The sequence below is a fragment of the Asticcacaulis machinosus genome (assembly GCF_028550435.1).
Classification (GTDB): Bacteria; Pseudomonadota; Alphaproteobacteria; order Caulobacterales; family Caulobacteraceae; genus Asticcacaulis; species Asticcacaulis machinosus.
The window spans coordinates 1,306,275-1,329,717 of record NZ_JAQQKV010000001.1; the positions used below are offsets into that span (position 1 = coordinate 1,306,275).

The following is a 23,443-nucleotide window of genomic DNA, read 5'->3' on the forward strand; positions in this document are numbered from 1 at the left end:
GCCTGAACCTAATTCGACGCTTCCATAAGGCCCGTTTGCGCAAACAGTTCGACTGAACGCAGGCGGGCCTTTATGTCGTGGATAGGCATAGAGATAATCAGCTCATCGGCTTCGGTCTGCGCCAGAAAGGCCCGCAGTTTGGCCGTTATGGTCTCAAGCGACCCGACCACCGCATATTTCAGCATATGATCAACCATCGCCGCCTCATCAGGGCTCAACTGTAAGCCGCGGTTAGGCTTGGGGAAAGGTTTGCGGTCATTACGGCGCAGATTGGCGAACGACTGCTGCATCGAGGTATAAAGATACTTCGCCTCTTCATCCGTATCCGCCGCCACGCCCATAACGCCGACCATCGCATAGGGTTTGTCCAGAACCGCCGACGGTTTGAACTGGCTGCGGTAGATATGAAGCGCCTGAAACAGATGCTCCGGTGCAAAATGTGACGCGAACGCATAAGGTAAGCCCAGCATGGCGGCCAGTTGCGCACTGTAAAGGCTTGATCCCAAAAGCCAGATCGGCACATTACTATTCATCCCCGGCACCGCGATGACCGGACGGCTGGCGGCGTCATCACCTTCCCCCAGATAGGCCTGAAGCTCCAGCACATCATTGGGGAAGCTATCGACACCGTTATCAAGGTTTCGGCGCAAAGCCCGCGCGGTCTTCATATCGGTGCCCGGTGCGCGCCCCAGCCCCAGATCAACCCGGCCCGGATAAAGCGCTTCCAGCGTGCCGAACTGCTCAGCGATCACCAGCGGCGAATGGTTGGGTAGCATGATCCCACCGGAACCTATGCGGATAGTTTTCGTCGCCTGCCCCACATGGGCAATCACGATCGAGGTCGCCGCCGAGGCGATCCCCGGCATGCCGTGATGCTCCGCCAGCCAATAGCGCGTATATCCCAGTGCTTCGGCAGCTTTCGCCATCAGGGCCGAATTATTCAGCGCCTCACGCACCGTCCCGCCCTCACCGATCTGCGACAAATCAAGAATGGAAAACGGGATCATAAATTACCTCCGATGTGAGCCAGCTCACATCGGGTAAGCGGCACATGTACAGATGCCTTATGTAGGAGTTTCGGTTACGATTTGAAGGTTTAGGCGTAATTAAAGTCGCAGGGGCACAGCCCCTGCACCCGAAATTGAACATCGACGAAAACACAGTCCGATATGTTAATAATCACATAGAGATTCTAGTGGGGCCAGACTTGAATGACCGAAAATGTAGAAAAAACAGTATCTGATGTGTACCCAAGTCTGTTCCATTACACGACCTACAGCGGATTGATCGGCATACTCCAAAGCCAGTCACTTTGGGCGACAAACTATCAATTTCTCAACGATAGCACTGAGTTCAAGCTTGCCGCGGAAAGGCTGGTTCATGAGATCAAACCTCATTACGAGCGTGCGATTATTGAGCAAATATCCATAAACGATATGTTCAAAGGCTACATTCAGGCTAAAGGGGGCTTACATAACTTTATCAATGAGCCAGTGACCATTGCTGAAAGCATGTATAAGGCCACGGGCGACAATATTTTCATAACCTCGTTTTCAGCCCATTTGGATCAGTACGTGGCTCAAAATGGTCAACTTAGCCAGTGGCGCGCCTATGGTATTGATGGTGGTTATTCGATTGAATTTAACTCAAAAGAAATCGAAAATTTATTCAAAGAAGAGTCTGAGGCTTATGATTGCACAGGGTATTTAGCCGATACAATTTATAGTGATGATGAGGAAAAATTTCGCTTAGAACTGCAACCCAAAACTGAATCCCTAATTTACACAGCGATTGAAACATTTCGTTCAATAATCGAGAGACGCGCGGCTACAATACCACCCTCAGCCTACAGTGATTTCATATCCTTTTCTGGTAGATATAAACATCATGCCTTTAAAGAGGAAAACGAGGTGCGTATCTTCGTTGATGTAAAAAACACCACTAAAGACAAGGCTCCCCATGCAATTCGTTACCGTGGGGGTACATTGAAAACACCGTACATCTCCCTTTTTGAACGGGGAGAAACCTTAAAGTTAGAGGAGTTGTCGCGCGACAATATTACTGTGCCAATTAAACGCATCATCGTTGGCCCTCATAAAGACAAACACTTGCGGGCAGCATCACTCAAAGCGATCCTGAGACATACGGATATCGAGGTCACTATGTCCGACATTCCGTTTGTAGGCGTTCACGTATAGAGTGACCCCTCCGTCGCGGACTTCGTCGCGCCACCTCCCCACTTTGTAGGGAGGAGGAATGCCCCCACCACACCTCACGGCCTTTGTCCGCTCGCCCCCTCCGTCTGTTCGCTGCGCTCACAGCCACCTCCCCATCGCTCACACGATAGGGAGGAGAAAATAGAAAAAGCCGCCGGAGGGTTCCGGCGGCTTTTATGTTTAGTGCGGACAGAGCCATCTGCGCCCCGTAACGGGTGCAGGGGCTGAGCCCCTGCCCACCTTACTCATATCAATCGACGGTTTCGGCGCGGGACGCGTTCTTGTCCTTGGCCGGGGTGATGTCGAAGCCGATCTTGCCCTCGTCGGTGAGTTTGACAAGGATATGACCGCCGCGCACCAGCTTGCCGAACAGTATCTCGTCGGCCAGCGGCTTTTTGATGTAGTCCTGAATGACCCGCGCCAGAGGCCGCGCGCCGTACAGTTCGTCGTAGCCATTTTCCGACAGCCACTTGGCGGCATCGTCGGTCAGGGTGATCGAGATGTTGCGGTCAGCCAGTTGCATCTCAAGCTGGAGAATGAACTTCTGGACGACCTGGGCGATCACGTCCTGCTTCAGTTGCTTGAAGGTGACGATGGCATCCAGACGGTTGCGGAATTCCGGCGTAAACAGACGCTTGATCGCCGCATCGTCTTCGCCTTCGACCTTTGAGCGGCCAAAGCCGATCGAGTTCTTCTGATTGTCCGACGCGCCAGCGTTTGTGGTCATGATCAGGATCACATTGCGGAAATCGACCTTTTTGCCAACGGCATCCGTCAGCATGCCATGATCCATGACCTGCAACAGGATGTTGTAGATATCCGAGTGGGCCTTTTCGATTTCATCGAGCAGGACAACCGCATGCGGTTGCTGATCGACGGCATCGGTAAGCAACCCGCCCTGATCATGGCCGACATAGCCCGGAGGGGCCCCGATCAGGCGCGACACGGTGTGACGCTCCATATATTCGGACATGTCAAAGCGCAGCAGATCGATCCCCAGCGTCGCCGCCAGTTGCTTGGCCACCTCGGTTTTTCCCACACCGGTCGGGCCGGAGAACAGGTAGCAACCGATCGGCTTTTGCGGATCGCGCAGGCCCGCGCGGGCCAGTTTCATGGCTGACGACAGTTGCTCGATGGCATCGTCCTGACCAAAGACCACCCGTTGCAGATCCTTTTCCAGATCGCGCAGGGCTTCGGTATCAGACCGCGAGACCGACTTTGACGGAATACGGGCGATCTTGGCGATGACCGTTTCGATTTCCTTCGGGCCGATGACCTTCTTGCGCTTGGATTCCGGCAGTATGACCTGCAAGGCTCCGGCTTCGTCGATCACGTCAATGGCCTTATCCGGCAGCTTACGGTCGGTGATGTAACGCGCCGACAGCTCGACCGCGGTCTTGATGGCCGCATCGGTGTATTTCAGCTTATGGAAGGTCTCATAGTACGGCTTGAGACCGCGCAGGATCTTAATGGTGTCGTCCGGCGACGGTTCATTGACGTCGATCTTCTGGAAACGACGCACCAGGGCGCGATCCTTCTCAAAGTGCTGACGGTACTCCTTATAGGTCGTGGAGCCCATGCAGCGCAGAGCGCCCGACGCCAAAGCCGGTTTCAGCAGGTTGGACGCATCCATCGCTCCGCCTGATGTCGCGCCCGCACCAATGACGGTGTGGATTTCGTCGATGAACAGGACGGCGTTCGGATGGGCCTCAAGTTCTTTGACGACCTGCTTGACGCGTTCTTCAAAGTCACCGCGGTAACGGGTACCGGCCAAAAGCGTACCCATGTCGAGGCTATAGATCGTGGCCCCAGCCAGAACTTCGGGCACTTCGCCGTCGACGATCTTTTTGGCCAGACCTTCGGCAATGGCCGTCTTACCCACGCCCGGATCACCCACCAGCAGCGGGTTGTTCTTGGTGCGGCGGCACAGGATCTGAATGGCGCGCTCAACCTCGGCATGGCGGCCGATCAGCGGATCAACCTTGCCGTGGCGGGACTTTTCATTCAGGTCGACACAGTAGGCCGCCAAAGCGTCGCCAGTGGACTTTTCGCCCTTGGATTTTTCATCCGATGGCGCACCATCTTCGGAGGCACTGCGCACGGTACGCGGTTCGGACGCACCCGGCTTCTTGGCGATGCCGTGGGCGATGAAATTGACCGCGTCATAGCGCGTCATTTCCTGTTCCTGCAGGAAGAACGCCGCGTGGCTTTCGCGCTCCGAGAAGATGGCCACCAGCACATTGGCACCTGTGACTTCATCCCGACCGGATGACTGGACGTGGATAACCGCGCGCTGAATGACGCGCTGGAAACCGGCCGTGGGCTTGGCTTCTTCGGACTGCGGCACCACCAGCGATTTGAGGTCGGTTTCGATATAGGCGTTCAGCGCCACCCGCAGTTTTGATAAATCCACATTACACGCGGTCATGACGGCGGCGGAATCCACATCGTCAATGAGGGCGAGGAGGAGGTGCTCTAAGGTCGCATACTCATGATGATGAGCATTGGCGTGCCCGACGGCCCGATGAAGAGTGTCTTCAAGCGCGCTGGAAAATGATGGCATGTTCAGCCTCCTTAAAGCTGTGATCCAAACTCTGTACTCTCTAGTCCTTTATTCTTGCCCCATCGGTAGTTCGCGAAACACATAAGATCTTTTGGGTCTCGGATCGTTCGCTTGCCAAAAACGCGGCCGGAATTCTAAAAACTGTATCTTCGTCTATTACATAGGAAGCGGATTAATCCTTTTCCATAGTGCATTGCAGAGGATGCTGATGGCTTGCTTAGGTTTTGTCATCAGCCTTGTCAGTCCTTCTCCATCGTACATTGCAGCGGATGCTGATGACGCCATGTATTTTAAGTCTTGCCGTCATCAGCCTTTATCAGTCCTTCTCCATTGTACATTGCAGCGGATGCTGATGACGGCGGGCCATATCAACCACCTGCGCCACCTTGGTTTCCGCCACTTCGTAGGTATAGACCCCGCATACGCCCACGCCCGTCTGATGGACATGCAGCATGACGCGGGTGGCGTCCTCACGCGACTTGTTAAAGAACCGCTCAAGGACATAGACCACGAATTCCATCGGGGTGTAGTCGTCATTGAGGATCAGCACGCGGTACAGCGACGGCTTCTGCGGCTTGGGTTTGGCATCGACAACGGCAAACGGGGCCTGGTCAGGCTTAATGTCGGGCGTCTTCGTCCCGCCCTTACCCGCTGCTGTCACTGCAATCGTCATCGACTGTGCCATGATGTTAGCGCCCTCAACCTCCTCAAGCGCGAAATCAAACCCGTTACCCGACAAGACTAAACCTCTTTGTTTTAACCATACCCTAACGGCGTTCTCTCAACCTACATTCATTGACCTGAAGGCCGGATGAACGAAGCGATTTTAACGCCGGTCGGGGACGTAGCCTAATGAAGATAGTACAAACTTTGAACCTGTTAAGGGGCAATCGCCAATACTATCCCCTGTTACGATCACAGTTTACGCCTAAGTCTTACAAAAGGTATGCAAAAAAGATTTGCCTCCACATCAGATAACCAAAGACTAAACGTGCTTCGTCGCCGTTGAATATGTGGATTCTGTCCGATCACTTAAACTTGATCGCAGGTGCAGCATACCCCAATGCCGGGCGGGCGGGCGGGCTAACGCTCCGCTTCTTGAGCGCAGGACAAAAAAATCCCCGGACGGTTGTTGAGACCATCCGGGGCTACAGCAATTTGGCGAATTGCAGCTTTAAATTTTAAGTGCCGGTCTGATACGCGACCGGCCAATGACCGGCGAATTACCGAAGACTTAGGAAACTACTTGTAAGACTGGAACTTCTCAACAGCCGCCGTCATACGGGCGTTGATCGGCTTGAAGGTGTCCTTGAACGAGGCCGACAGGGTTTCAGAAATGGTGTTCATTTCCGACACATAGGCTTCGATCGAAGACTTGGCCCAGGACGATTGCAGCTCAATCACTTCCTGTACGCTCTTGGCGGTCGACAGGCTCTTGCCGGCAGCGACAGCGTCTTCCCAGTTCTTCTTGGCAAAAGCGGCGGTTTGGGCGCCAACGGTTTCAACACCCTTGGTGGCAGCGGTCATGCTCTCGATGACGGCTTCGATGTTGCCCTTGGACAGGCTGTTGACTTCGTTGAGCATGCCCAACGACTTCTCAACGCCGTCTTTGAAGGCTTGATTACCGGCAACCGAGGCGCGCTCGACGGTTGATTTGAAAGCTTCTGTACCCGTATCCATGTCAAATATCTCCCTATTTGATGCTAAAGGACTCTTGGTCAAGTCTCAGTCTTTTTGACGAAAAAATATCGCCATAAGTGTAAAGTAACTCAGAAACACAACCATTAAAAGTATTTATAACGCAAGCGCACACTGATGTCAAACATTATTGTGCAGTGCACAAAATTCTACGTACGCGAATACCGCCGGTTACCTTCATCAGGATTCCCCCGTTGCGGGAGCCCCCTTTATAACCAGCCAAAGGCGCGGCTTAATGCACCGGTAAAAGTTTGTAAAAATTAGATTGTAAGCGTTTACGGCACCAGGCGGCTTAAACTAGGGCGCGGCCTAACTTAATTAGGCGACTCGCGCCGAATAAGCCAGATGCGGCGCGTTAAGAGTTTGTAAGCCATAACGGCGTTTTATAGTAAGCTTATTTTAGCGACTAAGCGCACCACGGCTACATTTTAGGCTCAATTGCGCGTTATCGTGACCATATAGTTACAGGTCGTAAGGTTGACTAATCCGCCCCAGCCTGTTGAATTAAGCTTAACAGGCGTTCGGATCTGATCGGGAATCGTAACACGCCTTATCGCAGACACGATCTCCCGATGCGGACTTGAGTTATAAGTGCCCGATTTTTTATAAAAAAGGCACAAGGTTGTGGCGTAAATCTAGTAAATAAGGAGCTTGGCCCGTTGCGTAACCTCCCCTCTGCCAAGACGCGCCCGTCGCGTGAAACTATCACACCGGCCTCAAAAGCCCGTGTGATTGCTGCGGCACGGCCCCCGCGCTTAGCGCTATCCGCGCTGCTCGCGACTCTTATTTGCATGATCATCGTGATCGGTTTTGCCACCAGTGCACGGGCTCAGGACTTATCCGAACAAAGCGCACGCTATGCCGCCATTGTCGTCGATGCCCAGTCCGGCGAAGTGTTTTATGCCAGCCGTGCCGATAGTCAGCGCTACCCCGCTTCGCTCACCAAGATCATGACCCTTTATATGGCGTTCGAAGCCATTTCGACGGGCGAGCTGAAACCGACCGATCTGATCACCATGTCGCCCCACGCCGCCTCCATGCAGCCGGTAAAGGTCTGGCTGAAAGCTGGCGACACCATTGATGTCGATTCCGCCATGAAGCTGGTGGCCCTTTATTCAGCCAACGATCTGGCCGCCGCTTTGGGCGAAAAGATCGGTGGCACCGAAGCCCGCTTTGGGGCCCTGATGACCATGCGCGCCAAGGAACTGGGCATGACCCAGACCAATTTCGTCAACGCGTCGGGCCTGCCCGATAACCGTCAGGTGTCCTCGGCTCGCGACTTCGCCATTCTGGCCCGCGCCGTCATGCGTGACTACCCGCAATATTATGAATATTTCCACATCAAGAACTACACCTGGCGCGGCAAGACCTACTACAATCACAATCCACTGCTGGCCATGTCCGGTGTGGACGGCATGAAGACGGGCGTGACCAATGCCGCCGGCTATAATCTGGTCGCCTCTCAGGTCAAGGGTAACCGTCGCCTGATCGCCGTCATGCTGGGCGGCGACAACAAATCCCAGCGCCGTGAACACGTTACGGCTTTGCTGAATACCGGTTTTGACGTCATTGCCCGCCGTAACAAAGGCGAGGAAATCCTGGTTGCCCAAACCGCCTTTACCGAGTCCTTCGGCGGTGGGCCAAAGCCCTACACCATCCTAGCCAGCAACGACAAACTGATGAGCGATGCTCAGCTTCGCGACGCCCTGCAGGGCTCGGAAATGGCCAATATGTCTGAGGACGTGCAGCGCCTGAGTTCCACCGCCAACGCCCCGGCGGTCGCAAAGGCACTGGCAGACGCCAAAGCTGTCTCGGATGCCAAGGCTAAACCTGCCGCCGCCAAAAAGACGGCAACCAAGGCCAAGAAAAAAGACCCCGACGCCATCTGGGCCATTCAGGTCGGTGCCTTCAAGCAAAAATCGCTGGCTCAGGACTGGACCAAGGATTTGAAAAAACGCTTCAAATCCAATCTGGCAGAGGCTGTGGCTGACGTCAGCCGTAACTCCAACGGCTGGTATCGCACCCGCTTTACGGAGATGACCAAGGCGCAGGCCCAAAAAGCCTGTAAGGCGATCGAAGCGAAGCGCCTCGACTGTATGGTTGTTAAATCCTGATAAAAAAGCGCTCCAATTGGAGCGCTTTTTTTATGCAGCCTGATCGTTGGCCGCGCGGCTCAAAGCACGTCTGGCCGTGCCGCCCATAGCCTTAAGCCAACCCGACGCCGACACTTCGCAGGCCTGAATGATGTTGAACCGACGGCGCAGGCTCAAGCGCACACTTTTGATCCGGCTTTTCATAACCGGCAGAGCTTCAACCAGTTGATCCAGAATCATCTCACCGACACTGGGCACAGACGATACCACCCCTTCGAGGCACGCGGTCTCCGGCGTCGTCAGCACGTGTTTATACTGCTCACCGCCACACCCGAAATCGACCCGCTTCACGCCCAGCGCCTCGACGTGCTGCATAATGCGCATCGACAGCAGAATGCCCGGACTGTAGCGGCCATAGCTTTCGGCATAGGCGGGAAACCAGAAATGCAGATTATCGCCCTTGACCAGACAGATTTCCGCCGCGACCAGATTGCCCTCATGACGGAAAACACCTACCCGCAGGCCAAAGCCCTGATCCTGATAGCCTGCCAGCGTCTTGAGCAGGGTCAGCGTCCAGCCGCAGGTAAAGACATCATGCAGGCCTGAGCGCTTATATTGCAGGCGTTTCTGCTCGATGATCCATTCGATGATGGCCGAGGTCGCCATTTCCCATGAAAACTCAAAGCCGCCAAAGTCCTTTTCGACGTTGCGGATACAGCGACCGATATTCTTGAAAAACTTGTGGTGTTCGCTCTTCTGCGTCTCAAACCAGGCGTCATAACCTTTGGACAGATCCGCGATGCGGCGGGTGTGGTGGGTGGTGCGCGCCTTTGGGTTCATTGGCCCGACCCAGCCCTGAAACACCAGATGCTGAGCCCCCAGCGACTTTAACAAGGCTTTGAAATCGACCTGCAAATCGCGACGACCGATAATACCGTGATAGTCGGTAAGCGGCGCGCCCAGCGGCTGAATAGTCCGCCCACGGCGCTGAAACGGAAAGAAACCTGCCACCCGGTCGCCCGCATAGAGCCGCGCGACGAAAGCCTTGGGCACACTCTGGCCGATGGCCATGACGTAACGCACATCGAAATAAGGCCCGATCAGGTCATCGCGCTCGGCCATAAAACCTTGCCACAGCCTGATATCTTCCGCGCTCAGGTGATCAGGTTTGATGATGTCAACACGGGAGTGTCTGACCATAGGATGTGCTTCCGCCGCTTTGATTTGGCGGCCACCCTACGCGAATATGATTAAATCCGGCCTAAGTGGCATGGTAAACAGATAGTCATCACGGATTGCCACCACAGCCAAACTGCGGCACAAAGCGTGACACAGACGGGCCTCAAGGCCTGCCTTGAGAGACTTATCTTGAACGAACCCCGCCCCTTAAATCGATATATCCTGCTTGATCATATCAATCGCGAGATTGATCTGCGCGCACCTGAAAGCTTTGGATGGGGACGGGATTATTATCTGAATGTTTTCAGGGCGTTTGAACGACGCGGCGAATTATCAGGCCTGACCGTATATATTTCGTATCATGCGCCCCAAAGCCTGCCGACCGCTGGACCAAACGTGGTCTTAGTCATCATTGGCGACGAATTTCATCAACACCGGGGTTATTTCCATCAACTAGGGGCGATCCTACGTTGTCATGGCCCTTTGCCCGAATATTGCGATGGATGGCCGACCAGCCTGTTGCAGATATCCGGCCTGTTGCAATGGCTGCACAAATATGGCGTTCATCTTAAATCTGTAGGACGGGCGTTCACATCGGCAGGGTTCAAAGCGCTGATTAATGTCAGGCCCAAAACCCTGTCCATTCCTCTGGGACTGCTCCAGACATTTGAGCCGAACGTGGTGCCGGTCGACCAACGCCGCCACGATTATGGTTTTATGGGCAGTAATAATGATGCTTGCGAAAACCGGAGGCTTCTGCACCGCATATTGATGTGGCCCAAGGTCTTATCCAGAGCGCAGATGCTGAAAGCGATGACGCGGATCGGATCGCAGCACCACGGCATTACCCGTGTCAACGAAGGTTTTGAGCAGAGCCTGAACTTCTATGACGCCTATGTTGCCGCACTGGCTGACACCAGGATCGCCATTGTACCACGCGGCACCTGTTATGGCACGTACCGGTTTTTTGAAGCCTGCAAAGCCGGATGTGTCATCGTCTGCGACCCTGTGCCTGACACCTGGTTCTACAAAGATCATCCGGGCATCGTTATCCGCAACTGGGCCGATTTGCCCGGCATTGTGGACACAGTTTTGACTGACCCTGAAAAGCTGCAGAAAGCCTCACAGGCCTCGTATAACTATTGGCACAACAGGGTCAGCGAAGACGCTGTCGCCGGTCATATACTGACCTTTTTAAAGCGAACCATGCCCGGCTTCACCGTCCCGGCGGACTGAAGGTCTGGGCCACGGCCTGAAACACCGGCAGGGCCTCGCAGGTGTTATGGTGGGCCGAAAGGGCCGGACAGGCTGTGAAATTTAGCAACCCGTCATGGGCTTCGGCGATAAACCGGAGCATACAGGCGACCGCGATATCGGCATGACCGGGCGCATCGCCGAACCAGAAAGGCGTGGTCAGTTTCACCCGTTCGGCTTCTAAAACCTTAAGCGCATCCCTGATTTGCCGGCAACAGCGATCGACCCACAGATCTGATGGCGCCGGATGAAAAGCCTGCTCGTAAAACAGGCTGACGGCCTTATCGGCAAGCCCTAACGCCAGCGCTGTGATGTAAAGCGCCTTTTGACGATCCTCACCGCTGCGGGGCATCAGAGGGATCGTGGCCCGCTCATCAAGATAATCGATCATGCTGACGCTGTCGATCAGAACCGCCCCATCCTCAAGCACCAAAGTCGGTACGCGCCGTAAAGGGTTGTACTCAGCAATGCGTTCAGCGTCCCCGAAACTCGACCACGGGCGGTGTTCAAAGGCGATCCCGTACAACGTCAGCGCTATGCCGACACGGCGTACAAACGGGCTGTCATACTGACCGATCAGAATCATGCAGGCCTCACCAGAGCTATTTCAGAGGCCGCAGTTCGTCCCCCAGCCCCGCGTCTTGCATCAAAGCGCGCGCTTCGTCAAACCCGTCGGCTTCGACAAGTATGCGCTTGGGGAACAGGCCGATGGAGCCTTCGGTCGCACTGATATTGCGGTCCGCCACGAAATAGGCCAGCCCCGCCGATTTGAGCAGGGTCTCCACATAGGAAATGAGAACCATATTATTGGTGCGGATTAGCTCTTTCACACCGGCAACCTAACCCATTGCCGCCTGATCGCCTACTGAGCCTCACCGAGATGTGACCACGCAAACAAAAAAGCCCTCTGAGTTTCCTCAGAGGGCTTTTTTATTTAGCCACCGTCATCTCAGCTTGCGCCAAGCTCCGGTTCCAGGGGCTTGCCCTAGGCGATGATTTTTGCCCCGATGCGACAATGACGTGTCGCATCATGACCAAAAACTGTTGCGAAAATTAAGCAATAATTTTCGCAACGACGCCGGCGCCGACGGTACGGCCGCCTTCACGGATAGCGAAGCGCAGCTTCTCTTCCATGGCGATCGGCGTGATCAGCTCAACGTCCAGCTCAGCATTGTCGCCCGGCATGATCATTTCCACGCCTTCTTTCAGCTTCACGATACCGGTCACGTCCGTCGTACGGAAGTAGAACTGCGGACGGTAGTTGGTGAAGAACGGCGTGTGACGACCGCCTTCTTCCTTGTTCAGGATGTAGGCTTCGGCGATGAACTTGGTGTGCGGGGTGATCGAACCCGGCTTACACAGAACCTGACCGCGCTCAACGTCTTCACGCTTGGTACCGCGCAGCAGAACGCCGACGTTGTCACCGGCCTGACCTTGGTCGAGCAGCTTGCGGAACATTTCAACGCCCGTGCAGGTCGTCTTCTGAACCGGACGGATGCCGACGATTTCGACTTCTTCACCGACCTTCACGATACCACGCTCGACGCGGCCCGTCACAACCGTACCACGGCCCGAGATCGAGAACACGTCTTCAACCGGCATCAGGAACGGCAGGTCGATCGGACGCTCAGGCTGCGGGATGTAGTCGTCAACCGTTTGCATCAGAGCCAGGATCTGGTTTTCACCGATGTCCGGGTTCACGCCGTCGGTTGCAGCCTTAGCCGAACCCTTGGTGATGGGGATATCGTCGCCAGGGAACTGGTAGGACGACAGAAGTTCACGAACTTCCATTTCAACCAGCTCAAGCAGTTCTTCGTCGTCGACCAGGTCGACCTTGTTCATGAACACGACCAGAGCCGGCACGCCGACCTGACGGGCCAGCAGGATGTGCTCGCGCGTTTGCGGCATCGGGCCGTCAGCGGCCGAAACCACCAGGATAGCGCCGTCCATCTGAGCGGCACCGGTGATCATGTTCTTCACGTAGTCGGCGTGGCCCGGGCAGTCAACGTGGGCATAGTGACGGTTGGCCGTCTCATATTCCACGTGGGCGGTGTTGATGGTGATGCCGCGTGCTTTTTCTTCAGGCGCTGCGTCGATGTCAGCATAGTTCTTGGCGACCGCGCCGCCCGACTTTGCCAGCGTCATCGTGATCGCGGCCGTCAGCGTCGTCTTGCCGTGGTCAACGTGACCAATCGTGCCAATGTTGCAGTGCGGCTTAGTACGGTTGAATTTTTCCTTGGCCATTTCAAATCCCCGCGCATTAGGCGGGCCTTCACTCGGTTAGGGGTTGAACTTTGTAAGTTGAGTTTTGGGTTGCTGGCCCGTAGCATACAAAATGCGACGGGCCAAGCGGTTTGATATTAAGCGTACTTCTTGATCACTTCGTCGGCGACGTGCTGCGGCACGGGCTCGTAGTGATCATAGACCATCGAGAACTGAGCGCGGCCTTGCGACATACCACGCAGGGTATTCACGTAACCGAACATGTTGGCCAGAGGTACGAAGGCGTCCACGACGATGGCGTTACCGCGCATGTCCTGCCCCTGGATCATACCACGACGACCGTTGAGATCGCCGATGACCGAACCGAGGTATTCTTCAGGCGTTACGACTTCGACCTTCATGATCGGCTCGAGCAGCTTAGGCCCGCCCTTCTCACGAAGTTCCTTGAACGCAGCGCGGGCCGCGATTTCAAAGGCCAGAACCGAGGAGTCGACGTCATGGTAGGCGCCGTCGATCAGGGTGACCTTGAAGTCGATCACAGGGAAGCCAGCCAGCAGACCGTTTTCCTTGGAGGATTCAAAGCCTTTTACGACGCCCGGGATGTATTCCTTAGGCACAGCACCACCGACGATGCCCGATTCGAACACGAAGCCCGTACCTGGCTCGCCCGGCTCAACCACAACCTTGATGCGGGCGAACTGGCCTGTACCACCGGTTTGCTTCTTGTGGGTGTAATCGATTTCAGCCTTGCGGGTGATCGATTCGCGGTAGGCCACCTGCGGCGCGCCGATATTGGCTTCAACCTTATAGGTACGCTTTAAGATGTCGATCTTGATGTCGAGGTGAAGTTCGCCCATGCCCTTCAGGATCGTCTGGCCCGACTCGTGGTCGGTCGAAACGGTGAAGGACGGATCTTCGGACGCCAGCTTGGCCAGAGCCACACCGAGCTTTTCCTGATCGGCCTTGGACTTCGGCTCAACAGCGATTTCGATAACCGGTGCCGGGAATTCCATGCGCTCAAGAATGACCGGGGACTTCAGCGGATCGCACAGGGTGTCGCCGGTGCGGGTGTCCTTGAGGCCAGCCAGAGCGACGATATCGCCGGCATAGGCTTCCTTGATGTCTTCACGGTTGTTGGAGTGCATGAGCAGCATACGGCCAACGCGCTCGCGCTTATCGCGGGTCGAGTTGAGCAGGCCCATGCCGGCTTCCATCTTACCTGAGTACAGGCGACAGAAGGTCAAGCTACCTACGAACGGGTCGTCCATGATCTTGAACGCCAGAACCGACAGAGGCTCTTCGTCCGAAGCCTTACGCACGACTTCTTCTTCGGTCTTGTAGTCGATGCCCTTGGTCGGCGGAATATCTACCGGCGACGGCAGGTAATCAACAACGGCGTCGAGCAGGGTCTGAACGCCCTTGTTCTTGAACGCCGAACCGCACAGGATCGGATAGAAGGCGCCGGTCAGAACGGCCTTACGGATGCACTTCTTGATGGTCGCTTCGTCAGGCTCGTTGCCTTCCAGATAGGCTTCCATCGCGTCGTCGTCGAGTTCAACGGCATTGTCGATCAGATACTGACGGGCTTCGTTGGCCTTTTCGACCAGATCGGCCGGGATCGGCACGTCCTTATAGGAAGCGCCCAGACCATCGTTGTCCCAGACCACGCCGGTCATGCGAACGATGTCGACCAGACCGCTCAGGTTCGACTCTGAGCCGATCGGGAACTGGATCGGCACAGCCTTGGCGCCCAGACGGTCACGGATCGACTGCACGGACTTGTCGAAGTCAGCGCCGATCTTGTCCATCTTGTTGACGTACACGATGCGCGGCACCTTGTACTTGTCGGCCTGACGCCAGACGGTTTCGGTTTGCGGCTCAACGCCGGCGTTTCCGTCCAGAACCGTGACAGCACCGTCGAGAACGCGAAGCGAGCGCTCAACTTCGATGGTGAAGTCCACGTGGCCTGGGGTGTCGATGATGTTCAGGCGCTTGCCTTCCCAGAAAGCGGTCGTCGCGGCGGACGTGATGGTGATGCCGCGCTCCTGCTCCTGCTCCATCCAGTCCATGGTGGCGGCGCCATCGTGAACTTCGCCAATCTTGTGGGATTTGCCGGTGTAATAGAGGATACGTTCCGTCGTCGTGGTCTTACCGGCGTCGATGTGCGCCATAATACCAAAGTTACGGTAGTCCTCAATGTTGTGACTGCGGGGCATAGGGGTAGCCTCAAACTAAGGGTCAAATTCGGGGTATTGGTCGTTTCAGGCTAAAAAAACCCGGCGACCTTGAACCATAAGGCGCGCGGGCGGTTTAAACCAAACCACCCGCGCGTTAAAGTTCTTTTTTGACAGGGTGATGACACCCTGTCCGCTTTGTTACCAGCGGTAGTGCGAGAAGGCGCGGTTAGCTTCGGCCATCTTATGGGTATCTTCGCGCTTCTTGACCGCGGTACCGCGGTTGTTGGAGGCGTCCAGCAGTTCACCGGCCAGCTTTTCCGTCATGGTGTTTTCACCACGCTTGCGCGCAGCGTTTACCAGCCAACGGATCGCCAGAGCACGACGACGGTCGGCACGGACTTCGACCGGAACCTGATAGGTCGCACCACCGACGCGGCGTGAGCGAACTTCGATCGAAGGCGCTACGTTGTCGAGGGCAGCGTGGAAGGTTTCAATGGCGGTTGCGTCTTTTTTCTTGGCAACCAGGATGTCGAAAGCACCGTAAACGATGTTTTCAGCCACAGCCTTTTTGCCTTCGTACATGACGTAGTTCATGAACTTGGTGACAACCAGATCGCCGTATACGGGATCGGGCAGAACGTCGCGCTTCTCTGCGCGGTGACGACGTGACATGTGGTGTAATCCTTACTTAGGACGCTTCGCACCGTAGTGCGAACGACGTTGCTTACGGTTCTTGACGCCTTGCGTATCGAGCACGCCGCGCAGGATGTGGTAACGGACGCCGGGAAGATCCTTCACACGGCCGCCGCGGATCAGAACCACGGAGTGTTCCTGAAGGTTGTGGCCTTCACCGGGGATGTAGCACACGGCTTCGATTTGCGAGGTCAGACGGACCTTGGCCACCTTACGAAGCGCCGAGTTCGGCTTCTTCGGGGTCGTGGTGTAAACGCGCGTACATACGCCGCGACGCTGAGGGCAACCCTTAAGGGCCGGAACCTTGTTGCGCTTTGGCTTGGGGTGGCGTGGCTTACGGATAAGCTGGTTAACTGTGGGCATTAGGGTTTCGCTTCTATGCTCTGTTGAAATCTGTGCCGTTTGGCCGGAGGACTTCGGTTGGAAATTACGCTTTTAAAGCCCCCTCACCGACATACATTTGTGACAAACACAAAAGCCGCAACCTGCGCTCTGGAGGTTACGGCGGGCACTCAGGCCCTGCATGATTTGGATTGGGAAAGAGGGTTTTATCCCTCAGCCTCAAAAATGATGGGCCGCTATAACCGAGGGATTAACGGGCGTCAAGGTGGGAATCGCTAAAGGCCGTAGAGTTTGCGGAAATCCGCTAAAGCCATACTGTCTTTGTCTACCACGACCTTGTCGCCTTGCATCGGCGTGAACTTTTCAGCACATCCATCGTCCACCGCCACATAATATGTGCCCGCCTTACGAAGATAGACAATGGCTGGCTGATTTTTATCAATATCAATTCCATAAGGGCACATGCCATACCATGAGCGCACGCTAATCTCTTCGGGAACACCCTGCCCTTTGAGAACTTTCGATACGGTCAGTGTTATGTAGTCGTTTTTACGGTCAAGGCCACCTGCAAAAGCTTCATTTCCCCCAGATCGACGCTCACCGATAACGATCACTTCAGCTTTATGAATCGTGTCTGGCAACGACAAAGCCTCTCCGCAAGGCTGACAAGCCAAAGCGTTAAAACCAATAAATACTGGAACAACGCCCAATACCCATGAGTTTATATGACGTTTAATCCGTCCCATCTGCATCCCCTTTATGAACTTCTTTAATCGCCTTACTCAGTCTCTTTTCAATATCCATCGCTGGATGCAAGACGTTGAGAACTTCGACACGCCCAAGTTTTGCATTATGGCGGTAAATGATCAGATGGCTGCCGACCGCGTAGGCCAGATAAGGCGGCGGAATATCCGGCCTTGCACGGCCAATGCCGGGCCGTTGCGCCAGTTTTTCAAAGGCCGCGAACAGCCCCCTCACATAGTTAGCGGCTTTTTGGTCATTCCACTGGCGGGCTGAGTAATCTTCAATTTCGCGAATGTCGCGTTCCGCTTGCCGCGAAAGCGAAAATTTTCCCGCACTCAAGCCTCTTTCCTGCGGGCACGTCCCTCAGCAATTATGCTTTCCGCCGTAGCGTCGGAAAACTCGCCGTCATCCAATTCTTTAGCACTAATGGCTAAAAGCTCCCACAGCGGATTGCGCTCAAGCGGCACCCGCTTAGCCTGATCCTGACGGATGAGGTGCCTGATATATTCGCTGGCGCTATATTGCCCCGCCTTGGCTTGCTGCTCGACATAGTCGCGCATGGCGTCGGGCATGGAAATGTTCAATGTGCTCATGATAAGCTCTCCGTGCTTGAAATCTAACACATGGCCAAGCCTTGTCAAACCTTGGCCATGTGAGCGCAGCACTAACAATCCCCTTACAAACTCTGACACCCTTCCCCTTTGCCTTGAGGGCGATCTGAGCCTATAGTTTCATAGAACAACCATAGGGGATGACCGCATGAAATGGGATCTGGGCCGCAGAGGTGGCGTCGAAGACCGCAGAGGCTTAAGCGGCGGCGCGATTGCTGGTGGCGGTGGCATCGGGGTGATTGTCATCGCCCTGATCGGTTATTTCCTTGGGGTTGACCCGCAGCAACTGACCCAGATCGTTAATCAGGCCCAAGGCCCCACCCAACAGGCCGGTGTCGAGGGCACGCCCGCGGACGAAGAAGGCGCGTTTGCCGATGTCGTCCATACTTCGGCCAATGATGTCTGGGGCCGGATTTTTCAGGATTCCGGCCGCTCATACCGCCCGTCAACCGTTGTGCTCTATACCGAAGGCACCTCGACCGGCTGCGGCTACGGTCAGGCGGCGATGGGGCCATTTTACTGCCCGGCCGATGAGCGGGTCTATCTTGATCTCAACTTCTTTCAGACGCTCGATACCCAAATGGGTGCCGGCGGGGATTTCGCTAAGGCCTATGTCATCGGTCACGAAGTCGGCCACCATGTCCAGAACGTGCTGGGCCTCAGTGCGCGCGTGCAAAACGCCCAAGGCCGCCTAAGCGAGGCCGAAGGTAACAAACTGTCGGTCAGGCTGGAGCTTCAGGCCGATTGTTATGCCGGTATCTGGGCGCGGCAATCGAACGATCAACTGAACTGGCTGGAGAGCGGCGACCTTGACGAAGCCCTGCGCGCGGCGTCGGCGGTCGGTGATGACACCCTGCAAAAGCGCTCGACCGGCCATGTGGTTCCGGACAGCTTCACCCACGGCTCCTCAGCCGAGCGGATGCAGTGGTTCAAAACCGGCTACAACTCCGGCAATCCCGATTCATGCGATACGTTTGGGTAAGCCCTATTTTGCCCTTATTCTGAGCGGTTAATAACCGTCAGGCCTCAAAGGATAGCCCCTTGCGTTCGTTTTATTTAGCTGCCGCCCTTGCCCTGTTTGCGCCCTCTGTCATGGCCCAAACCACCTGCCCGGCTGATCCGGTAGTCGCCACGGGCTATGAAACCTGGCCCACACCTGCTGAGGTCAATGCCGCCACTAATGCCGCCAATGCCCCCTTCCTTGAGACCGGCAAGGCCTACAAAACCACATTGGTCGCCACCCCGCAGGTAACCTTTGCCGCTGAACCGGGCCGTAAGTCCGAAACCGCAAGCTTTTCCGGCCTGATGATGGTGCATATCGCAGATAGCGGCACCTACGGCGTTGCGGCCTCCAGCGGCGTCTGGATTGATCTGATCAAGGATAAAACGCCGCTGAAATCCATCCGTCATGGCCACGGCCCTGACTGCTCCGGCATCCGCAAAATTGTCAGCTATGATCTGCAACCGGGCGATTATGTGCTGCAAATCGCGTCCAGCAAGACGCCCGATGTGACCGTCCAGATACAGCCCCTGCCCTGATCGGTAAAGTTTCCGCGAACGGCAACTTTTTGCTTTGACATTTCCAAATCCGCGCTATGTTAGCTTAACAAAAAGCCCCGTGAACAGCTAAGGGGCGCGTACCTACAGGCATTAGCGGAAACCGGATATGAACCTGATTGACGGGATCAAGCGCGAATTTATCTTTCTCAAGCGGCTGGCGCGGCTGCTGAAGCGTATCAAGCCGATCGACCCCAAATCGTCCAATCTGGTCTGCGATGATTTTGAACGGGTGGTTGACAGCCACGGCGGCGCGTCCGCCATTATCTTTGATGGCAAAAGCCTGACCTACCGTGATCTGGATGCGATGGCTAACCGCTATGCCCACTGGGCGCGGGCACGCGGCCTCAAGATCGGCGATACGGTGGCCCTGCTTATGCCGAACCGCGCCGAATATATCGCCGTGTGGATGGGGCTGAACAAGGTCGGCGTGGTCACCGCCCTGATCAACAATGGCCTGACCGGCGCAGGCTTAGCCCACTGCATCAATATCTCCGGCGCCAGCCATACGATCGTTGACCAGAGCACCCGTCATGCCTTTGAGGACATAACCTCCCAGCTTAGCCACCATCAGACCGAGTGGGTGCTGGGGATGGATAAGGATCATGAGACGGACACCATCCGCAGCCTGGATCATGCCCTGCGCGGGGTATCGTCGGTGCGGCCGGATCGCCAGATCCGTCAGGACATGACCGCCCATGATACGGCGCTTTATATCTATACCTCCGGCACCACCGGCCTGCCGAAGGCCGCCAAGATTTCCAACTCGCGCGCCCAGCTTTATATGCAGGCCTTTGCCGGCATTTCGCGCATGAAGGAAGGTGAGCGCATCTATATCACCCTGCCGCTGTACCATTCGACTGGCGGGCTATGCGGGGTAGGTGCAGCTTTGATGAACGGGGCAGCGATTGTCCTGAAGTCACGGTTTTCCGCCACCCAGTTCTGGAGCGATATCCGCACCTATAACTGCCAGTACTTTGTCTATATTGGCGAATTGTGCCGGTATCTGGTGAACCACGAATCGCCCACCCCGGAAGATGAAACCCGCCACAGCCTGAAGATGGTCTTTGGCAACGGCATGCGCCCCGATGTGTGGAAGACGTTCAAAGCCCGCTTTCGTATTCCGGTGATTATCGAATTTTATGGCTCAACCGAAGGCAATGTGTCGCTGTTCAATTTCGATGGTCAGGCCGGGGCTATCGGACGCGCCCCGCCTTACCTGCGCAGCGCCTTTAACATCCGGCTGGTCAAGTTCGATGTCGAACAGGAACTGCCGGAACGCAACGCCAAGGGCCTGTGCATCGAATGTAAGCCTGATGAGATCGGCGAAGCTATCGGCATCATTGGTCAGGACGCCCGCCATTCATACTCAGGCTATGCCGATAAGGCGGCTTCGGAGAAGAAAATCCTGCGCGACGTCTTTAAAAAAGGCGACATGTGGTTCCGTACCGGCGACCTGATGAAGCAGGATAAGGACGGTTATCTCTATTTCGTTGACCGCATCGGCGACACCTTCCGCTTTAAGGGCGAAAACGTCTCAACCTCCGAGGTGGGCGAGGTTTGCGCCGGTGCACCGGAAGTCGAAGAGGCCATCGTCTACGGCGTCGAAGTGCCCCACTATGATGGCAAGGCCGGCATGGTCGCCCTGATCGTTCGTGACGGGTTCAGGATCGAAGACTTCTGCCAGCATGTTCTGGCCGGTTTGCCGAGCTATGCGCGGCCGCGGTTTGTACGCCTGCTGCAACAGGCCGAGACCACCGGCACCTTCAAGTACAAGAAGATGGATCTGGTCAAGGTGGGCTTTGATCCGGCCGAGGTCAGCGATCCGTTATTTGTCATGAAGGAAGACGGCGGGGTTTATGAACCGTTCGATGCCGCCTGTTACGCGCGGTTAGTGTCGAGGGCGTACCGGCTGTGATCCCTAATTAGCCCCAGCTTTCGCTGACGCCCTGACGGCGGGCCGCCACCGGTGATGCGGTCGCCAGCGGCAAGTCGGGGCTGGGGCGACCAAACAGGTAGCCTTGCCCGAACTCAATGCTTAGTTGGCGGGCCATCTCATCCATTTCCGGATTTTCGATCATCTCGCCGATAACCTGACAGCCCAGTTCGTGGCTTAAGGACACAATTGAACGGATCAGGGCGCGTTGGCGGTTATCATTCACGGCCTCTCTAAGAAACGGCCCATCGATCTTGACGAAATCGACCTCGAACTGGCGCAGATAGTTATAGGACGCGGCCCCCGACCCGAAATCATCAAGGCACACCCGAAAGCCCATCTGGTGCAGCCAGGATATAAAGCGGCGGGCGGTCTCGAAATCCTCGACCTCACCCGTTTCGGTAATTTCAAACATGATGCGTTTGTTAAGGGCGCGATAGGGCTGGATCAACTTGCGGAAGTCATGGCCGAACTGCGGGCTTGAAATCGACTGGCCCGACACATTTACCGCGACCACGGCATCCTTGTGAGCCTCGACCGCCGCCAACACCTTGGCGCATACCGCCAGATCCAGATCGTGAATCAGGCCGATCTGTTCGGAGAAATTGATGGTCTCATAAAGATTGCGGCCATCCTTGAGGCGCAGCAGGGCCTCGTGATGGTGCACACTACGGTCATACAGTTTCACAATCGGCTGATAGAAAACCAGAAAATCGGAGCTATCAATAACCGACTTGATTGAAGAAAACTCGGCCACCGTCGAATCCATCGCTGCCGCCAGACTGTCTTCGATCGTCGGCGGCTCCATGTCCGGCGTCTTGGCAAAGGTCGTAGTGATATAGGCCAATGCCTTTTTGATCGACGCCGGATCAAGACTACCGGTCGCCAGATGGATCGACATCATCTTGGGCCCCAAAGCGCCCTTGGCCAGCCCGACCGACTGACCGGCGGCATCGATTTCAGCCATCAGCCGCGCTTCGGCCTGCGCATCGTGGCTGTGCTTCAATACGCCAAAGCTGTCGTCGGGTAAGGCCGCACTCTGGCCGCCCACCGAATTGGCCCGCAGCGCGGCGGCAATTTCCTGCATCAACTGGGCCTGAAGATCATCGCTCAGGCTTGAGCGTACCTTGGTCAGGCCTTTGAGCTTGATCAGGGTCATATCCAGATCAGCCGCACCCGATGCGCCATCACGAATGATGTTAAGCGCCAGTTCATTGAACCGCTCCGCCGTCACCAGCCCCGATCCATCGTGACTGGCTTCATTATCGGGGCGAACCTGATTAAGCACACTGAGGGTCAGGTGAATATCATCCGGGCGGGACGGAATAAAACAGGCCCCGACATTGACCAGGATGGGGGCCTTACCCTCAGCTTTCAGATAAACAGCGACCGGGTCGATACGGCCCTTTTGAAGGGTATCCTTCAGTTTACGCTCGACAAAAACCTGATCGTGCGCCTGAAACAGTTCAATAACGGGACGACCTTTGAGGGCCGCGGCATCCGCGCCCAAAAGGGTGCGCGCGGCACCGACGACCGACTTGACGGTGAGGTCATGGCCGATCTCGATAAGCAGATCCGCCGCGGCCAGAGAATAGGCAATATAGCTATCCCGCTGGGCCTTGTAATTGTCACTCATGCCGCTGGCCTTTTGCCATGCCTGTCGTGTAGCACGACCGGCCTTAATACTCAGAGTTTAAATCGTATACCCGTTAATCTTTATAATTTTCCTAATGGCCAAAGAATTGACAGCGGCGCGCGTGTGTTGGCAAAGATCGCCGTGTACCCAAAGGATTTCCTATGCCGAACCTGCCCATCAGCGTGACCACGATCGGCCTTCTGATCGCGTCAAATATCTTTATGACCTTTGCCTGGTATGGCCACCTGAAGTTCAAGACCGAGAAATTATGGGTAGTTATTCTGGTCAGTTGGGGGATCGCGTTTTTTGAATACTGCCTGATGGTGCCTGCCAACCGCATCGGCTACGGTACGTTCAATGCCGTACAGCTAAAAACGATACAGGAGGTCATTACGCTGACGGTATTTGTAGCGTTTTCGGTCTGGTATCTGGGTGAGCCGCTGAAATGGACGACCGTGATCGGCTTTACCCTGATCGCAGCAGGCGCCGCGTTTATATTTTACAAGCCCTAAGTGAACGAT

Annotated in this window: 22 protein-coding genes; 7 read left to right on the forward strand and 15 right to left on the reverse strand. The window is 55.6% G+C overall.

The features are described 5' to 3' along the window. Nucleotides 1-8: 8 nt before the first annotated feature. The gene (locus PQU98_RS06090; protein WP_272744016.1) at nucleotides 9-1,007 is read right to left on the reverse strand and encodes an LLM class flavin-dependent oxidoreductase; all 999 of its coding nucleotides are present in this window, start codon (nucleotides 1,005-1,007) and stop codon (nucleotides 9-11) included. A 204-nt stretch (nucleotides 1,008-1,211) separates the two neighbouring features. On the opposite strand from PQU98_RS06090, the gene PQU98_RS06095 reads away from it, so the two are divergent. Then, nucleotides 1,212-2,198, forward strand: coding sequence for a DUF2971 domain-containing protein (locus PQU98_RS06095; RefSeq protein WP_272744017.1), 987 nt, complete (start codon nucleotides 1,212-1,214; stop codon nucleotides 2,196-2,198). 268 nt (nucleotides 2,199-2,466) lie between these two features. On the opposite strand, the gene clpA is transcribed toward PQU98_RS06095, so the two are convergent. The 3 genes from clpA to PQU98_RS06110 all read right to left on the reverse strand — a co-directional run bounded on the left by clpA (nucleotide 2,467) and on the right by PQU98_RS06110 (nucleotide 6,459). Continuing rightward, the gene (gene clpA, locus PQU98_RS06100; protein WP_272744018.1) at nucleotides 2,467-4,779 is read right to left on the reverse strand and encodes an ATP-dependent Clp protease ATP-binding subunit ClpA; all 2,313 of its coding nucleotides are present in this window, start codon (nucleotides 4,777-4,779) and stop codon (nucleotides 2,467-2,469) included. 316 nt (nucleotides 4,780-5,095) lie between these two features. After that, nucleotides 5,096-5,452 (reverse strand): ATP-dependent Clp protease adapter ClpS, encoded by a 357-nt coding sequence (gene clpS / locus PQU98_RS06105; RefSeq protein ID WP_272744492.1) that lies wholly within the window; start codon nucleotides 5,450-5,452, stop codon nucleotides 5,096-5,098. Nucleotides 5,453-6,021: 569 nt separating this feature from the next. After that, the gene (locus PQU98_RS06110) at nucleotides 6,022-6,459 is read right to left on the reverse strand and encodes a phasin family protein (protein ID WP_267527155.1); all 438 of its coding nucleotides are present in this window, start codon (nucleotides 6,457-6,459) and stop codon (nucleotides 6,022-6,024) included. A 677-nt stretch (nucleotides 6,460-7,136) separates the two neighbouring features. Between PQU98_RS06110 and PQU98_RS06115 the strand changes: the two genes are divergently transcribed. Next, the gene (locus PQU98_RS06115) at nucleotides 7,137-8,591 is read left to right on the forward strand and encodes a D-alanyl-D-alanine carboxypeptidase (RefSeq protein WP_272744021.1); all 1,455 of its coding nucleotides are present in this window, start codon (nucleotides 7,137-7,139) and stop codon (nucleotides 8,589-8,591) included. A 30-nt stretch (nucleotides 8,592-8,621) separates the two neighbouring features. Here the strand turns inward: PQU98_RS06115 and PQU98_RS06120 are convergent, their stop codons facing one another. Next, nucleotides 8,622-9,770, reverse strand: coding sequence for a GNAT family N-acetyltransferase (locus PQU98_RS06120; protein ID WP_272744023.1), 1,149 nt, complete (start codon nucleotides 9,768-9,770; stop codon nucleotides 8,622-8,624). A gap of 168 nt (nucleotides 9,771-9,938) precedes the next feature. Here PQU98_RS06120 and PQU98_RS06125 point away from each other — a divergent pair, with 168 nt between their 5' ends. Then, nucleotides 9,939-10,985, forward strand: coding sequence for a glycosyltransferase (locus PQU98_RS06125; protein ID WP_272744024.1), 1,047 nt, complete (start codon nucleotides 9,939-9,941; stop codon nucleotides 10,983-10,985). Here the strand turns inward: PQU98_RS06125 and PQU98_RS06130 are convergent. The 9 genes from PQU98_RS06130 to PQU98_RS06170 all read right to left on the reverse strand — a co-directional run bounded on the left by PQU98_RS06130 (nucleotide 10,966) and on the right by PQU98_RS06170 (nucleotide 17,775). Next, nucleotides 10,966-11,589, reverse strand: coding sequence for a glutathione S-transferase family protein (locus PQU98_RS06130; protein WP_272744025.1), 624 nt, complete (start codon nucleotides 11,587-11,589; stop codon nucleotides 10,966-10,968). The two genes, PQU98_RS06125 and PQU98_RS06130, sit on opposite strands and share 20 nt — an antisense overlap. A 16-nt stretch (nucleotides 11,590-11,605) precedes the next feature. After that, nucleotides 11,606-11,833, reverse strand: coding sequence for a putative signal transducing protein (locus PQU98_RS06135; protein ID WP_272744026.1), 228 nt, complete (start codon nucleotides 11,831-11,833; stop codon nucleotides 11,606-11,608). 223 nt (nucleotides 11,834-12,056) lie between these two features. After that, nucleotides 12,057-13,247: an elongation factor Tu gene (gene tuf, locus PQU98_RS06140; RefSeq protein ID WP_272743211.1), complete on the reverse strand. Its 1,191-nt coding sequence runs from the start codon at nucleotides 13,245-13,247 to the stop codon at nucleotides 12,057-12,059. A 116-nt stretch (nucleotides 13,248-13,363) separates the two neighbouring features. Further along, entirely contained in the window at nucleotides 13,364-15,442 is a 2,079-nt protein-coding gene (fusA, locus tag PQU98_RS06145) for an elongation factor G (protein WP_272744027.1), read from the reverse strand. A 159-nt stretch (nucleotides 15,443-15,601) separates the two neighbouring features. Further along, nucleotides 15,602-16,075: a 30S ribosomal protein S7 gene (gene rpsG / locus PQU98_RS06150; RefSeq protein ID WP_272744028.1), complete on the reverse strand. Its 474-nt coding sequence runs from the start codon at nucleotides 16,073-16,075 to the stop codon at nucleotides 15,602-15,604. A gap of 12 nt (nucleotides 16,076-16,087) precedes the next feature. Next, nucleotides 16,088-16,459, reverse strand: a complete 372-nt coding sequence (gene rpsL, locus PQU98_RS06155; protein WP_267527164.1) for a 30S ribosomal protein S12 — start codon at nucleotides 16,457-16,459, stop codon at nucleotides 16,088-16,090. A 254-nt stretch (nucleotides 16,460-16,713) separates the two neighbouring features. Beyond that, nucleotides 16,714-17,184: a hypothetical protein gene (locus tag PQU98_RS06160; protein WP_272744029.1), complete on the reverse strand. Its 471-nt coding sequence runs from the start codon at nucleotides 17,182-17,184 to the stop codon at nucleotides 16,714-16,716. After that, nucleotides 17,171-17,521, reverse strand: a complete 351-nt coding sequence (locus PQU98_RS06165) for a type II toxin-antitoxin system RelE/ParE family toxin (protein ID WP_272744030.1) — start codon at nucleotides 17,519-17,521, stop codon at nucleotides 17,171-17,173. Before PQU98_RS06165 ends, PQU98_RS06160 begins: the two co-directional genes overlap by 14 nt. Then, nucleotides 17,518-17,775: a ribbon-helix-helix domain-containing protein gene (locus PQU98_RS06170; RefSeq protein WP_272744031.1), complete on the reverse strand. Its 258-nt coding sequence runs from the start codon at nucleotides 17,773-17,775 to the stop codon at nucleotides 17,518-17,520. Before PQU98_RS06170 ends, PQU98_RS06165 begins: the two co-directional genes overlap by 4 nt. 166 nt (nucleotides 17,776-17,941) lie before the next feature. Between PQU98_RS06170 and ypfJ the strand changes: the two genes are divergently transcribed. From ypfJ to PQU98_RS06185, 3 genes are all read left to right on the forward strand, one after another. Continuing rightward, nucleotides 17,942-18,775: a KPN_02809 family neutral zinc metallopeptidase gene (ypfJ, locus tag PQU98_RS06175; RefSeq protein ID WP_272744032.1), complete on the forward strand. Its 834-nt coding sequence runs from the start codon at nucleotides 17,942-17,944 to the stop codon at nucleotides 18,773-18,775. Nucleotides 18,776-18,834: 59 nt separating this feature from the next. Then, nucleotides 18,835-19,332: a hypothetical protein gene (locus PQU98_RS06180; RefSeq protein ID WP_272744033.1), complete on the forward strand. Its 498-nt coding sequence runs from the start codon at nucleotides 18,835-18,837 to the stop codon at nucleotides 19,330-19,332. A 127-nt stretch (nucleotides 19,333-19,459) separates the two neighbouring features. Beyond that, nucleotides 19,460-21,268 (forward strand): long-chain-acyl-CoA synthetase, encoded by a 1,809-nt coding sequence (locus PQU98_RS06185; protein WP_272744034.1) that lies wholly within the window; start codon nucleotides 19,460-19,462, stop codon nucleotides 21,266-21,268. A gap of 7 nt (nucleotides 21,269-21,275) precedes the next feature. Here the strand turns inward: PQU98_RS06185 and PQU98_RS06190 are convergent, their stop codons facing one another. Beyond that, entirely contained in the window at nucleotides 21,276-22,922 is a 1,647-nt protein-coding gene (locus tag PQU98_RS06190) for an EAL domain-containing protein (RefSeq protein WP_272744035.1), read from the reverse strand. Between the two features lie 161 nt (nucleotides 22,923-23,083). Between PQU98_RS06190 and PQU98_RS06195 the strand changes: the two genes are divergently transcribed. Next, on the forward strand, nucleotides 23,084-23,434 hold the full coding sequence (locus tag PQU98_RS06195) for a DMT family protein (RefSeq protein ID WP_272744036.1): 351 nt from the start codon (nucleotides 23,084-23,086) through the stop codon (nucleotides 23,432-23,434). Nucleotides 23,435-23,443: the final 9 nt, after the last annotated feature.

Excerpts from the sequence above, each read along its gene's own strand:
- tuf (WP_272743211.1), bottom strand. The coding sequence starts at position 13,247 with ATGGCCAAGGAAAAATTCAACCGTACTAAGCCGCACTGCAACATTGGC.
- clpA (WP_272744018.1), bottom strand. The coding sequence starts at position 4,779 with ATGCCATCATTTTCCAGCGCGCTTGAAGACACTCTTCATCGGGCCGTC.
- PQU98_RS06095 (WP_272744017.1), top strand. The coding sequence starts at position 1,212 with ATGACCGAAAATGTAGAAAAAACAGTATCTGATGTGTACCCAAGTCTG.
- rpsL (WP_267527164.1), bottom strand. The coding sequence starts at position 16,459 with ATGCCCACAGTTAACCAGCTTATCCGTAAGCCACGCCACCCCAAGCCA.
- PQU98_RS06160 (WP_272744029.1), bottom strand. The coding sequence starts at position 17,184 with ATGGGACGGATTAAACGTCATATAAACTCATGGGTATTGGGCGTTGTT.
- PQU98_RS06185 (WP_272744034.1), top strand. The coding sequence starts at position 19,460 with ATGAACCTGATTGACGGGATCAAGCGCGAATTTATCTTTCTCAAGCGG.
- ypfJ (WP_272744032.1), top strand. The coding sequence starts at position 17,942 with ATGAAATGGGATCTGGGCCGCAGAGGTGGCGTCGAAGACCGCAGAGGC.
- PQU98_RS06190 (WP_272744035.1), bottom strand. The coding sequence starts at position 22,922 with ATGAGTGACAATTACAAGGCCCAGCGGGATAGCTATATTGCCTATTCT.
- PQU98_RS06110 (WP_267527155.1), bottom strand. The coding sequence starts at position 6,459 with ATGGATACGGGTACAGAAGCTTTCAAATCAACCGTCGAGCGCGCCTCG.
- rpsG (WP_272744028.1), bottom strand. The coding sequence starts at position 16,075 with ATGTCACGTCGTCACCGCGCAGAGAAGCGCGACGTTCTGCCCGATCCC.
- clpS (WP_272744492.1), bottom strand. The coding sequence starts at position 5,452 with ATGACGATTGCAGTGACAGCAGCGGGTAAGGGCGGGACGAAGACGCCC.
- PQU98_RS06195 (WP_272744036.1), top strand. The coding sequence starts at position 23,084 with ATGCCGAACCTGCCCATCAGCGTGACCACGATCGGCCTTCTGATCGCG.
- PQU98_RS06090 (WP_272744016.1), bottom strand. The coding sequence starts at position 1,007 with ATGATCCCGTTTTCCATTCTTGATTTGTCGCAGATCGGTGAGGGCGGG.
- PQU98_RS06120 (WP_272744023.1), bottom strand. The coding sequence starts at position 9,770 with ATGGTCAGACACTCCCGTGTTGACATCATCAAACCTGATCACCTGAGC.
- fusA (WP_272744027.1), bottom strand. The coding sequence starts at position 15,442 with ATGCCCCGCAGTCACAACATTGAGGACTACCGTAACTTTGGTATTATG.
- PQU98_RS06170 (WP_272744031.1), bottom strand. The coding sequence starts at position 17,775 with ATGAGCACATTGAACATTTCCATGCCCGACGCCATGCGCGACTATGTC.
- PQU98_RS06130 (WP_272744025.1), bottom strand. The coding sequence starts at position 11,589 with ATGATTCTGATCGGTCAGTATGACAGCCCGTTTGTACGCCGTGTCGGC.